Annotated in this window: 12 protein-coding genes and 1 pseudogene; 6 read left to right on the forward strand and 7 right to left on the reverse strand. The window is 56.3% G+C overall.

Annotated features, from left to right (window positions below; translation table 11 throughout):
• The 3 genes and pseudogenes from OO306_RS17955 to OO306_RS17965 all read left to right on the forward strand — a co-directional run.
• A pseudogene (locus OO306_RS17955) lies at nt 1–115 on the forward strand (methyl-accepting chemotaxis protein); the annotation flags it as partial.
• Between the two features lie 90 nt (nt 116–205).
• Nucleotides 206–1,000 carry an SDR family oxidoreductase gene (locus OO306_RS17960; RefSeq protein WP_265969497.1) on the forward strand — a complete coding sequence of 265 codons (795 nt, stop codon included), beginning with the start codon at nt 206–208 and terminating at the stop codon, nt 998–1,000.
• 108 nt (nt 1,001–1,108) lie between these two features.
• Nucleotides 1,109–2,116 (forward strand): zinc-binding alcohol dehydrogenase family protein, encoded by a 1,008-nt coding sequence (locus OO306_RS17965; RefSeq protein ID WP_265969498.1) that lies wholly within the window; start codon nt 1,109–1,111, stop codon nt 2,114–2,116.
• A 525-nt stretch (nt 2,117–2,641) separates the two neighbouring features.
• Here the strand turns inward: OO306_RS17965 and OO306_RS17970 are convergent.
• The gene (locus tag OO306_RS17970) at nt 2,642–3,031 is read right to left on the reverse strand and encodes a MerR family transcriptional regulator (protein ID WP_099429712.1); all 390 of its coding nucleotides are present in this window, start codon (nt 3,029–3,031) and stop codon (nt 2,642–2,644) included.
• A gap of 74 nt (nt 3,032–3,105) precedes the next feature.
• On the opposite strand from OO306_RS17970, the gene OO306_RS17975 reads away from it, so the two are divergent.
• Nucleotides 3,106–4,176: an SDR family oxidoreductase gene (locus OO306_RS17975; protein WP_265969499.1), complete on the forward strand. Its 1,071-nt coding sequence runs from the start codon at nt 3,106–3,108 to the stop codon at nt 4,174–4,176.
• An 87-nt stretch (nt 4,177–4,263) separates the two neighbouring features.
• Nucleotides 4,264–5,160 (forward strand): DMT family transporter, encoded by an 897-nt coding sequence (locus tag OO306_RS17980; RefSeq protein ID WP_265969500.1) that lies wholly within the window; start codon nt 4,264–4,266, stop codon nt 5,158–5,160.
• A 103-nt stretch (nt 5,161–5,263) separates the two neighbouring features.
• On the opposite strand, the gene OO306_RS17985 is transcribed toward OO306_RS17980, so the two are convergent.
• From OO306_RS17985 to OO306_RS18010, 6 genes are all read right to left on the reverse strand, one after another.
• Complete coding sequence (locus OO306_RS17985) at nt 5,264–5,818, reverse strand: pyridoxamine 5'-phosphate oxidase family protein (protein WP_099429717.1); 555 nt, start codon at nt 5,816–5,818, stop codon at nt 5,264–5,266.
• A gap of 53 nt (nt 5,819–5,871) precedes the next feature.
• Entirely contained in the window at nt 5,872–6,576 is a 705-nt protein-coding gene (locus OO306_RS17990; protein WP_027596294.1) for an SDR family oxidoreductase, read from the reverse strand.
• A 104-nt stretch (nt 6,577–6,680) separates the two neighbouring features.
• Complete coding sequence (locus OO306_RS17995) at nt 6,681–7,568, reverse strand: LysR substrate-binding domain-containing protein (RefSeq protein WP_265969501.1); 888 nt, start codon at nt 7,566–7,568, stop codon at nt 6,681–6,683.
• A gap of 28 nt (nt 7,569–7,596) precedes the next feature.
• Nucleotides 7,597–8,856 (reverse strand): GAF domain-containing sensor histidine kinase, encoded by a 1,260-nt coding sequence (locus tag OO306_RS18000; RefSeq protein WP_265969502.1) that lies wholly within the window; start codon nt 8,854–8,856, stop codon nt 7,597–7,599.
• A 102-nt stretch (nt 8,857–8,958) separates the two neighbouring features.
• Nucleotides 8,959–9,906: a FecR domain-containing protein gene (locus tag OO306_RS18005; protein ID WP_027596291.1), complete on the reverse strand. Its 948-nt coding sequence runs from the start codon at nt 9,904–9,906 to the stop codon at nt 8,959–8,961.
• On the reverse strand, nt 9,903–10,418 hold the full coding sequence (locus OO306_RS18010) for a sigma-70 family RNA polymerase sigma factor (protein ID WP_265969531.1): 516 nt from the start codon (nt 10,416–10,418) through the stop codon (nt 9,903–9,905). Before OO306_RS18010 ends, OO306_RS18005 begins: the two co-directional genes overlap by 4 nt.
• A gap of 185 nt (nt 10,419–10,603) precedes the next feature.
• Between OO306_RS18010 and OO306_RS18015 the strand changes: the two genes are divergently transcribed.
• On the forward strand, nt 10,604–13,039 hold the full coding sequence (locus tag OO306_RS18015; RefSeq protein WP_265969503.1) for a TonB-dependent receptor: 2,436 nt from the start codon (nt 10,604–10,606) through the stop codon (nt 13,037–13,039).
• The last annotated feature ends 8 nt before the right edge of the window (nt 13,040–13,047 follow it).

The following is a 13,047-nucleotide window of genomic DNA, read 5'->3' on the forward strand; positions in this document are numbered from 1 at the left end:
ACTGGCCGAGGACAGCCAGAAGATCAACGGCGTGGTGGGGGTGATCCACAGCATTGCCGAGCAAACCAACCTGCTGGCACTGAACGCCGCCATCGAAGCAGCACGCGCGGGCGACTTGATGTCTTAAATCATGACCATATGCGTCGTTTAAGACATATCAATTTCTCTGCATCATGGCTCCACACCCAATCAACGGAGCTGGACCATGACTCAGGAATACAAAGGCACTGCCCTGATCACAGGCGCATCTTCCGGCATCGGCGCGATCTACGCCGAACGCCTGGCTCAACGTGGCTACGACCTGGTTCTGGTCGCCCGCAATCGTGATCGCCTCAATGCCCTCGCCAGCCGTATCACCAACGAGACCCAGCAGAGTGTGGAAGTCTTCCAGGCGGACCTGGCCAGCTCAGCGGACTTGGCCCGCGTCGAGCGCAAATTGCGCGAAGACGCCAGCATCAACCTGTTGGTTAATAACGCCGGCATCGGCACCCACACCAGCTTGATGGAAAGCGATGTCGAGCGCATGGCCGAGATGATCACGCTCAACGTCACCGCACTGACACGGCTCACCTACGCCGCTGCTCCGGGCTTCGTCGCTCGCAAACAGGGCGCAGTCATCAATATTTCCTCCATCGTCAGCCTGGCCCCCGAATTACTGAATGGTGTGTACGGCGCAAGCAAAGCCTACGTAACGGCCTTCACTCAGTCGCTGCACAAGGAGCTGGCAGAACATGGCGTCAGGGTTCAAGCGGTGCTGCCAGGCGCCACAGCGACCGACTTCTGGGAAATCGGGGGGCTGCCTGTCGAAAACCTTGATCCCAACATCGTGATGTCAGCCAGCGACCTGGTGGATGGCGCTCTTCAAGATTTCGACAACAGCGTTCTGATCTCCATCCCTTCCATGCACGACCTGCAGCATTTCGAGCGCTACGAAAGCAGCCGCAAAGCGCTGTTCGGGCATCTTTCCAGCAACACACTCGCACCGCGTTACGGCGTTTGATCAAACAACTTGAGCGTGGCGAAAGTCTTCCTCGGATTAGCTAGTTTTTGAGGTACACAAAGGGCGTTAGCCTGGCATCACTCTCTGACCTGTAAAGGACAACGTCACATGAAAGCCATAGTTTTCCAAGAAGCTGGTTTGCCCATTCACGATGCTCGTTCCCTGTTCGAAACAGACCTGCCCACGCCCACGCCTGGAGCTCGCGATCTGCTTGTCGAGGTTAAGGCTATTGCAGTGAACCCGGTAGATACGAAGGTACGAGCTCGCAGTTCCAGCCAAGCGGTTCAGGTGCTGGGTTGGGATACCGTCGGCATCGTCCGTGAAGTGGGCAGTGATGTGTCACTGTTCAACGTGGGTGACGAAGTATTTTACGCCGGCGCAATCGATCGCCCGGGCAGCTACAGCGAATTTCACCTGGTCGATGAGCGCATCGTCGGCCACAAGCCGCGTAGCTTGGACAATGCCAGTGCCGCAGCTTTGCCGCTGACCTCCATCACTGCCTGGGAGCTGCTGTTCGACCGACTGGGCGTGCAGGAAAACGGGGGTGAAGGCCAAAGCCTGCTGGTGATCGGCGCCGGTGGCGGCGTTGGCTCGATACTGGTTCAGCTGGCTCGCAAACTGACTCAACTGACCGTCATCGGTACAGCGTCGCGGCCAGAGACCCAGTCTTGGGTGCAAGAACTGGGCGCCCACCATGTGATTGATCACTCCGCCTCAATCCCACTGCAACTCGAAAACCTGAAACTCAACCCGGTCGACTACGTCATCAGCCTGACCCATACCGATACCTACCTGCCGCAGCTCGTTGAAGTGCTTCGCCCACAAGGCAAACTGGCGCTGATCGATGACCCCGCACAACTGGATGTCATGCCGCTCAAGCGCAAATCGCTTTCGCTGCACTGGGAACTCATGTTCACGCGATCGCTTTATCACACTGCAGACATGATCAAACAGCATGAGTTGCTGAACAGAATTTCGGTGCTGGTCGATAACGGCGTGATCCAGACCACCATCGGGGAACACTTCGGCAAAATCAGCTCGGACAACCTGAAGCGCGCCCATGCTCTGATCGAGAGCTGCAAAGCCAAAGGCAAGATCGTTCTCGAAGGTTTCTAACCCGCTGGTACATTCGCGACTCAGGCGCCAAAGACTGGGCGCCGCCCTTGATGCATGGCCACCCCCATGATTCGCATGTTGCTAGGGCCTGGGCTGTCCGCACCTCTTACGTAGACGGTCAGCACGAGCAACAGGTGGTTGAAGTCGAATGACAGGTGCACGCTCTCCCAAATATGAATCCGATCAATACCCATTGATCGGATTCGACAAATGGCTACACAAAACGGTTGAAACAGTAGCGGTAACAAAACGTCGGGGATTTCTGGGCAAGCGGACATCTGTAACCGGGGCCGCTTCGCGGCCCATCGCCGGCAAGCGCGGCTCCCACAGGTACAGCGCATGCCTGAAGGCTGGTGATATTCCGGTGAGAGCCGGCTTGCCGGCGATGAGGCCTGCACTGACAACAGAGCTTTGGATCAGTGTCCGCCTTGGGTCGATTGCGGCCAGTCATGACCGTCTGCTACGACCCATTGCGGTCGTTCACGAGCGACGTGGGCTGCAGTTTCCGTTTCCCGGGCTGACAGTTCAGTTTGCGGCGTTGTTCATCTGCTGAAGTTCAAGTTGCTTGGCAGCACTGGCCTCAAGGTTTGCACGCTCTTCATCCAGGTACCGATAAATGCTTTGCAGGTTGGCGATCTTCTGCTTGATCTCTGCCATCTTTTTTTCAATTAGCCTGGCGCCGTCAGCACAGTCAATCAGCTGGTTCCGCTGCGCATCCAGAATCTCGCCAATTTCCCCAAGGGAAAACCCCATGCTTTGCGCGCGCTGGATAAAGTCCAGATCGTGCAGCGTTTGCTCGGTGTAAACGCGATAGTTGTTGGTTTGCCGCAGCGGTGAGATCAGGCCAAGTTGCTCGTAGTAACGCAGCGTATGGCGGCTGGCGCCGCTGCGCGCCTCGAGTTCGCCGATTTTCATGACAATACCGCTTGACCCTAGAGTTGGGTCGATAGTTTACGCTTTGTTTCTCACCTTCAACAAGGAACAGGGAAATGAGCGTGGAGTGCTTTGTTACAGGCGGAACGGGCTTTGTTGGCCAACATTTGGTGGCGAACTTGAGTGCAAAAGGTCACACCATCAGGGTGTTGATGCGTCGCCCAGAGCAATTGGCTGCACTGCGCGAGCACGTCGCTAATTTGGGCGGGTGCGCCAGCCGGGTGTTTGCCGTAGCGGGCGATTTGGAACGGGACAACCTCGGGCTGAGTCCTGCTGACCGGGAGGTGCTAAGGCACGCCAGCGTCATATTCCATCTAGGCGCCCACTTCGCATGGGGGCTGTCAGTGGAGCATTCCCGTGCGGTAAATGTGGAAGGGGCAAAGCGCGTGACGCTTCTGGCGGCAGAGCAAAAAAGCCGTTTAGTCATGATCGGCGGCTTCATGCTGAAAAATCATAAACACCTGCAACGCATCGGAATTGATCCTCGTAGTCCGGAGTTGACGAACTGGTCTGCCGTCTATCGACGTGTGGGTGGTTACGAGGGCAGCAAGCTGGAGGCGCATTTTGCGACCCTGGCGCTCATGTCTGCCAAGGGTGGGGAGATTACCGTTGTCCACCCTGCGACGGTCTGTGGCCACAGCAGCACGGGGCATATTCTTGAGGGGCAGCCACTGGTGGCGCTGATACGCAACCTTGTGCAGGGAAAGCTCACTGCTGTACCCGGTACCGCCAAGCACTGGCTGCCACTGGTCACCGTCGATTATCTGGCTGAGCTGGTGGCAGTTTGTGCGTTTGACCCTGCCATGGTAGGCCAGGAATTGCTGGCACTTGATGACCACACCCCAAACTTGCGAGAACTCCTGATGCAGGTTGCACAACCGTTGGGCTTAAAGTCTCCCAAGCATCACATTCCCCTCCGATTGTTGAAGCTGCTATTGGCTATTCCCCCCGTCGCGTCGTTCTTGCACACAAAACCCGAAGCCTTGGACTTTATCCAGACCACGCGTTTTGATACAACGGCGGTCGAGCAATTTGCAAAACGGCATAAAATTGCCAAACCGGATATCCGTCAGTCATTGCAGCACACGGCAGCGTTCGTCAATTCCTATTGCATCGCCAAAGGCTAGGCACCTGACTTCTCCTCCTCAACATTTATGCCGTCGATACTGGCGGAATTCTATCGAACGACAACTCAGCGACAGGGATCGCCAGCCATGCAATCAACTTTCGGCAAAGGCGTCATATTTGCACTTTCCGCTGCAGCACTGAACGCAACAATCGGTGTACTCAGCAAAGTACTCATGAGTAATGGCTTCACCGCCAGCAGTGTCGCTGTGATCAAGACCGTACTGGGGTGCATGCTTCTTTCGATCTTACTGTTTTTCCTCAAGCGCCCTGCGGTGTCGACCCAATGGGTTCAGGCTGCTATCTGTGCATTCCTTGGCATCTTTGTGCTGTTCCATTTCGAAACGTCCGCCTATAGACACTACGCTGCGGCAGGTGTGGTAGTAGTGCTGATGGCCAGTGCCTCAATTTCGTCGATCATCCTAGGGCGCATTTTTCTCAAGGATGCCATCACTGCGAACGCTACCCTAGGCGCCGCATTGGCTATCGCTGGGATTTCGGTGATCTTCGGTGGCGACCTGCAGCAGGGCTTTAGCCTGCAAGGTGCTGCGCTCGCCTCCATTGCCGGCTCCGGCTATGGGGCTTTTTCGGTTGCCATGAAGCGTATGGGAGTATCGGGAGGGCTGCACTTCACCCGTCAGTTGTTGTTCTTTGGCAGCCTGTATCTGCTGATGCCAGCTGCCGCCGATGGTTTCGCGATCGGCGAGTTGTCGCCGCTGGCGATCGCGGCGCTGCTGGCGCTGGCCACACTGCCGACAATCCTCGGCTTCTTCTGCACCACCAAAGCCATCGAGTACCTGAAGCCATCCCAAGTGCAGGCACTGGAGCTGACGGAGCCACTGTTCGCCGCGCTGCTGGCATTTGTAGCGCTTAACGAAGTGCCGCCCCAAAGCCTGTACGCGGGAGCGGCACTGATCATCGTCGGCCTGTGCTTCTCCAATGAACTGATTCGCTTGGGCGGTAAAGCATCCGCCCCTTCCACTTAGTAAACGATTTCGGGCTGCTGATCACGTTAGTGGCGCGAGTGTCTTGAACCGACCGTTTCTGGCCGGTTCCTGCCCTTCGTTGCTCATTAAAATTGATCCTGTCTTAGGGCGCGATCCAACCCGCCTGCCAATGCTCGCCTTGCAAAATGAAGCGTGCCCGTTGGTGGATATCCTGGGTAAGATCAAGCCACTCTATTTGTCGTAGGTGGACAGCCAGTACAGCGAAATTTTTGAAACCCTCCCTGTGCGTTTCATAGGCTACAGAAGGTGAAGAAATCGACTCGCCGGGTATGCGCCCATGGCGAAAGAGCGCTTGAGTTCTTCCACGTGCCTGCTCCCAGTGCTTGGCAAGCAGCGACACATCAGACACAGGTTTACCTAGGCCTTCAAGCCGAAGCTGACGCTTGCCAGACGGGTCGACGGCGGTAATACCGACTCTAGGTTCGGCCAGTATCTCTGCGAGCTTCGCCGACCGCTTGTCCACATAAAAGATGATCGACTTCGTAGACTCATCCGCATGGCGCAAGACAACGGTGCTTACCTTAGGTTGCCCTTCAGCGTTGACGGTGGCCAGTTGCATCAAGCGAAAGGGATTTGGACTACCGCCAACCGGTATAGCTAAATTTGACCATACCTCAGCCAATATCAGATCAAGCATGGCAATCGCCCAAAATGAAAAAGGGCCGCGTACTGCGTGCGGCCCGGAGGCACTCAGACGCTGCGTGTAACGCCGCCATCGACCTTGATATTCTGGCCAGTAATGTAGGCTGCCCCTTCGCTCGCCAGGAAGGCGACAGTGGCGGCAATCTCCTCACTGGTGCCATAGCGTTTAAGCGGCACACCTTCTCGACGCTGTTCGGTAGCAGGGAGACTGTCGATCCAACCAGGCAGCACGTTATTAATGCGAATGTTGTCAGCGGCGTACTTGTCCGCATAGATTTTGCTGAACGACGCCAAACCGGCACGGAACACTGCCGAGGTAGGGAAGAGTTCGCTTGGTTCGAACGCCCATGCAGTAGAAATGTTGATGATTGCACCGCCTTTCTGGCGCTGCATGTACGGGGTCACCAGCCGCGCCGGGCGAATGACGTTGAGCAGGTAGGTCTCCATACCCTGGTGCCAGTCTTCGTCGCTGATTTCAAGAATGGGTGCCCGCGGACCATGGCCGGCGCTGTTAACCAACACATCGATACGGCCCCATTTCTGAATGACTGCGTCGACTAGGCGCTGCAGGTCTTCATTTGACTGGTTACTGCCGGTTACACCAATACCGCCTAGCTCTTGCGCCAGGGCCTCGCCTTTGCCAGACGAAGAGAGAATACCGACCTTGAAGCCGTCGGCAGCCAATCTACGTGCTGCCGCCGCTCCCATGCCGCTACCACCGGCAGTGACAATTGCTACTTTTTCTACTGACATACATCCCCCTAAGTGAGGCGTTGACGGGTTGTTGGTGAAATGAGACTAGCACCGCTCAGCACGTCTCAGAGAGACAACAACCCTTCTTCCTGCCAGTAGATAATCTATAGCCTCGCCTGTTCAAGTAGCCACGTTCGGACGGTTTCCAGGGCCGCCGGCTGGTGAGCATTTCGCGGCCAGACCAGATAATAGGCTTTGTCCAAGCTCATTTGATGCGCCATCGCCAGCGCTAACCTTCCTGCCTCTAGGTCTGCTTTGACGAAGTGGTAGCTGGCCAATGCCAGCCCTTGTCCTGCTGCTGCAGCCTCGATCGCAAGTACCGTTTGGTTGAACCGCACATTTTTAGAGGGTTGGCGGATGGGGCTCTGGAAGGCCTGATCTATGAACTCAGGCCAGAAACTGTGAGCGTCATGCAGCAGGGTGTATTCCTGCAGTTTTTCCACGCTCTCTGGCCGACCCAGTTGTTCAAGCAATACCGGGCTAGCTACCGCAACTATACGTTCAGTCAGAAAAAGCTCGGCATTGAGCATGTTCTCGAAAGGTGCACGTCCGTAGCGGACAGCGATGTCAGTTCCACCAGGCCGAAATTGCGAAATGCGGTCAGTGGCAAGTACTTGCAGATCGATCTGAGGGTGCGCAACTGAGAACGAGGACAGCCGAGGGATTAGCCACTTTGCCGCAAAAGTAGGCGTGACGCTGACCGTCAGCTCCAGCCCCACTGGTTTGAGGGCTTGCGTGGCCGTAGTGATCAAGGCGAATGCCTCACGAATTGCCAAGCTGTAGCCCCTCCCGGGTTCCGTTAAGCTCAGCCCTCTCGGCAACCGCTCAAACAACTTCAACTCCAGGCTCGTCTCAAGCCCTCGTATCTGCTGTGCCACAGCGGCCTGAGTGACACCTAGCTCGTCGGCAGCCAGCCGAAAATTCAGATGACGGGCAACCACCTCGAATACCCTGAGCGCGTTAAGGGGAGGCAACAAGGTATGTCCGTTCATAGTATTTTTTCTACTGACAGCGAAGGATTTAATGCCGCTTTGGGAGGATGATAGTCGCTGCCAACAACGCCCACGGACTACATCTAGTCCTCTTCGTCCACTCCAAAGTGCCAGGGAACCTCGCTACGAAGCGCGTGCCGGCCTCAGGCGTAGAGGTTACTGATAACGTCCCGTTGTGACCCGTTACGATCTGGGATGCGATATACAAACCGAGCCCCAGCCCCTCCCCGCGGCCACCGGCTGCCGACCTTTTGAACGGCTGGAACAGTAGCGGTAACAAAACGTCGGGGATTTCTGGGCCATGGTTCATCACTGACAGCACTATATGATTTTCTTGCATGCTTGCGGTCACCTCTATCGGAAGATCACGCGCCCCATGAGCCACTGCATTGCCCAAGAGGTTTGAAAGCAACTGCCCCATTCTCCCAGCATCACAGAAGACCCCAGGTGAAATGATCACCTCTTGACGGATGTTGACGTTGGGATGACTCGTCATGATTTCATTGATGACGGCACTAAAAACGTCACCCAGGTTGTCCACTAACGTCCGTTTGACCGGAATGCCTCCCCCCAGCTTTCCTCGAGAAAAATCCAGGACATCTTCAATCAAGTTATTCATCCGCTGCGAGCTTTGTCGTATTGCAGTGGCAAGCTGCTGCTCGCGACCGGCGGGAAGCTTAGCCTCCAGTAGATCGGCGCTCATTCTGATAGCGCACAGTGGCGAACGGAGGTCATGCCCCAGTACGGCAATGAACTGCTCCCGGACAGTGCCGGTCTCAGCTGCATTGGCCAGTTCAATCGTTTTGGTCTCAAGGTCCGCCAAAACGTCGAGTTGAACAGCTATTAACTGGGCGAAAAGCGTTAGCGTTTTGCACACCGCCTCTTCATCAAAATGGGCCGGAACCTCATCGATAGCACAGAGCGTTCCGAAGAAGTCTCCGTTTGTCCTGGTGATAGGAATGGAGACGTAGCTTTCTAAGCCGTATGTCTGAGGGGTGTGGTGGGTTGAGTACACCGGATGCTCACTGGCATTCCTGAATATAACGGGTTTGCGGTGCTGACGAATTTCGTGGCAAATCGTCGTTTCCAGCACCAACTCACCGCCAGGTATGAGCCCAAAATCAATAGAATCATCGACAGCGCAAGCCACCCATTTTGTCTCGGTGACACGCGCAATTGCCGCAAAGCGCATGCCGGTAACATGCTTCACCATATTGAGAATAAGCGGGACGGCCTCGATCTTGGCAATCGTACTGATGTCGTGTGAAAGGTCAGACGGATAAGGCATCAAGATCGCCGATTGGGTGAATGGCAAATTGGAATTAAAGCGTAAGCCCCTGCGTTTGACAATGAGCCGGGAAAAGCGTCGGGGCCAAAAGTGGACGAATCATCAAACCGGCAGGATGCGCGTCCAGTAACGGGTAAGTTGCTGGATTCGGATGGGTAACGAGCGGGCAATCGTGTTCAATGTCAGCTCGATATTACCAAGCGAATACGAGCCCGACACCCGCAAATGGCTGACCTCGGGCGCGCAGCCAAGATAGCCGGGGCAATAGCGCTGCAACTCATTGATCAGTAGGTCCAGCCTCCAGCCTTCCACTACCAGCCGCCCCTGGGCCCAGGCCTCTTCGGCTGTTTTCAACGCCTGCGTGCCCAACAGTCGCTGACGATCAAACGTCACCGATTGCCCTTCCTCGATCACGACCTCATCGGTGGCCTGCTCAGGGCGTACCGCAACGGCATGCTGGTAGACGCTAAGACGCGTCAGCCCGTCTAACTGGCGCACGGCGAAACGAGTGCCCAATGCGCGCAGCTCCCCCTGGGCACTGCGCACCAGGAACGGACGGGAGTCCTTGCCGGTGGTTACGTGGATCTCACCGGCCCGAAGGATCAGCAAGCGCGTGCTGGCATTGAACATTACATCCAGCGCGGTATCGGTATCCAACACCAGCAAGGTGCCGTCAGCAAGCGCCTCTTGGCGCTGTTCTCCGGTGCGGGTTTTGAGATCGGCCATCCATTTTGGCGCAACGTCATAGCCTTGCCATGCCAATGAACTCGCGCCGGCGCCGAGCAACAGCCCTTTGAGAAGGGTGCGGCGATTCGGCCCGCTCTCGCGTAACGTGGACTTTTCCATGACCGCCCAGGCCAACTGCTGCGGCATGCTGCCAAGGCGCGCCTGCAATTCGGTCAACTGCTGCCATGCCCACTCATGCTCCGCACTTCGGCAGTGCCAGCGTTGCCACTGTGCGCGCAGCGCCGGGTCGTCAGGGTTCGCGGACAGGTGCGCGAACCACTGCGCAGCGTGGCGAAGCGCTTGGCGCTGGGCGTCCTTGGTCACCAGGGATTGTCCAAGAGATACAAGAGGCAGCGTTCGGTGGCTCGGGCCATATATTTGGTCACTGAGCTGGCGGACACCTGTAATTGTTCCGCGATTTGAGGGTAGGTCAGCCCTTGCACTTGCGACATCAGGAACGCCGTTTTCGCCTTCACGCCCAGGCCGTCAAGCATGCGATCCAGCTCCAGCAGTGTCTGGAGCAAGGACAGCTGTTCCTCGGCAGAAATCTCGAACGACTCAGGCTGCGCGGCGAGCACTTCGAGGTAGGCACGCTCCACCGACTGACGGCGAAAACTGTCGATCATTACCCGCTTGGCGATGGTTACCAGAAAATGCCGTGGCTCATTGAGCGTGGCCGCCTGGGGTTCACGGCGCTCGGCGAGCAGCACGCGAAGAAAGGTGTCCTGGGCGAAGTCTGCCGCCGCCTGCGAACACCCGGTACGCTTGCGCAGCCAGCTGATAAGCCAGGGTTGATGGTCGTTGTAGAGCGTCGCGATAGGGTTGCCAGACGGCATGTCGAAGCCAAGCAGAGAATAAGAATTAATCTCAATATAGTGAAATGGTGGCCTGAGGGCAATCGACTTTTGGGCCAAAAAACAGGCAAAAAAAAATTTCATAACGCGTTGTCACTTTACGCTCGGCAGCGCGACTCCTTTTGCAGACACCTCATAAAATGCCAACAATCGCATCAGGAGAAAGCATGCAGCATCCCCTTCCAGGCTTCTGCACCGCCACGTTGAACACCCCAAGCGCGCTATGCCTTGCCCTAATGGGTGCATCGTTGTTGATGGCCACTCCAGCACTTACTCGCGCGGCTGAAAGCCAGGTACCAGCCCGTACCCTGCACCAGCAGGAATTTGCTATCGAAGCCGGGTCTCTTGGCACTGTGCTGAACAGCTTTGCCACCAAAGCAGGCGTTGTCTTGTCGTTCGACAACGGCCTGACCGAAGGCAAGCAGAGCCGGGGCATCAACGGCCGCTACAGTATCGATCAGGGCTTTTCTGTGTTGCTGAGCGGGTCTGGATTGCAGGCAGTTGCCGGTGGGGATAACAGCTATGTGGTACTGCCGGCTGCACCGTCGGGCTCATTGCAACTGGGCGTGACCAACGTGACAGGCTCGGGGCTGGGCGCCATCACCGAGGGGTCGAGGTCCTACACGACAGGTAGCACCAACACAGCGACGCGGATGAATCTCTCGCTGCGCGAAACGCCGCAGTCGGTCAGCGTCGTCACGCGTCAGCAAATGGACGATCAAAACATGCAATCCCTGGAAGACGTTGCCAGGGCTGCGACGGGAATCAACACCACCAAGGATTTTGGTACCGAACGCTCACGCTATTTCTCCCGCGGCTTCCAGGTCAACGACCTGCAATACGACGGCGTACCGACCAGCATTTCCGAAAGCTACTCGATGGACGTGACCTCTGTTAACAACATGGCCATCTACGACCGGGTAGAGTTTGTTCGCGGCGCAAACGGCTTGATGCAGGGTGCGGGAAACCCCTCGGCGGCCATCAACCTGGTGCGCAAGCGGCCAACGGATACCTATAAGCTCAAAGCAGAAATCGGCGGCGGCTCCTGGGATAATTATCATAGTCAGATCGACGTAAGCGGGCCGTTGAACGAACAGGGCACGCTGCGTGGCAGGACCGTACTGTTATACAACGCCGGCAATAGTTTCGTAGACCGTGCCGACAAAGAGAACCAGCTGTTCTACGCCATTGGCGAAGCCGACGTGAGTGAAGATACGACCGTGACTCTCGGCACCGTCTTTCAAAAGGATTATCACGGCGGTTATGACTGGGGCGGCTTGCCCACTCAACTCGATGGCAGCTTCTATCCACTGTCGCGCTCAGCGTCCTTTGCGCCAAGCTGGGCCCACCTGAACAAAATCAATCGCACGGTATTCGCTGACATCAAGCATGCGTTCAACGATGACTGGAAACTCACCGTCAATACTAACCTGATGTGGTCGAATGCCGATTTCCTCGGGCTCTACGGCAACAATATTGGTAACGACCAGTTCCGCCTGTCCACCAACGACACAACATACGACGACGAACAAATCAGCCTTGATGCCGCGCTGAACGGCGCTTTCTACCTGCTCGGCCAGCGCCACGAACTGGTGTTTGGCGCTAACGCACGCAAAGACCGGTTCATCAACGAGTCGCGTTACAACAACAACCCAAGCGTCGTCGATATTCTGGGTTTCGCCCCTTCGCACGTAGTCGCGCCCACCTATAGCTACGAACGCATCCAGTACCGCAACGTACGCAAGGACAAAGGGCTTTATGCCGCCACCCGGTTGAACCCCAGCGACGACCTGCATGTGATAGTGGGCAGCCGTTTCAGCTGGGTTGACTACGCGTCTGCTGACTATGACGACCGTTTCAAGGAAAACGGAAAAGTCATTCCTTATGCGGGCGTCGTGTATGACCTGACTGACAATGCCTCGGTTTACGCCAGCTACACCGAGATTTATCAGGTTCAAAGCAACTACGACATCAACAACACACTGCTCAACCCTATCACCGGCAGCAACTACGAAATCGGCCTAAAGAACGAGTTCTACGACGGGCTGCTCAATACGTCGGTGGCGGTATTTCAGGTTGACCAAAGCCATTTACCTCAGGCGGTCGCTGGCGCAGACCGTATTTGCGGGCCAGGGCATAGCTCAACGTGCTACGAGGAAGGCGGCAAGGTGCGCAACCGAGGTTTTGAAGTAGAGGCTTCTGGCGAGATTCTCCCCGGTTGGAACGCCGTGCTCGGCTACACCTACAGTCACCCTGAATATGTCGGCGGAACCCGCAAAGGTACCGACTACGCCACCGAAACCTCCCCGCGCCGATTAGTCAAACTGGCCACCAACTACCGTTTGCCCGGCGAATTGGACAACTGGCGCGTGGGCGGCAGCCTCTATCATCAGAGCAAAGTCTACCTGGGCAACGTGGAGCAAGGTGCGTACAGCCTGGTCGATCTGAACGCCAATTACCAGATCAACAAGAACCTGAGTGCACAACTGAACCTGAACAACGTGTTTGACAAGCATTATTACGCTGCCGTCTTTAACTCGAACCTGGGCAACTATTACGGTGAGCCGCGTAACTTCGCTGTTACGCTACGGTACGAAAACTGACGTGGCCT

Source organism: Pseudomonas sp. DCB_AW, from assembly GCF_026240895.1.
GTDB classification, from domain to species: Bacteria; Pseudomonadota; Gammaproteobacteria; order Pseudomonadales; family Pseudomonadaceae; genus Aquipseudomonas; species Aquipseudomonas kermanshahensis.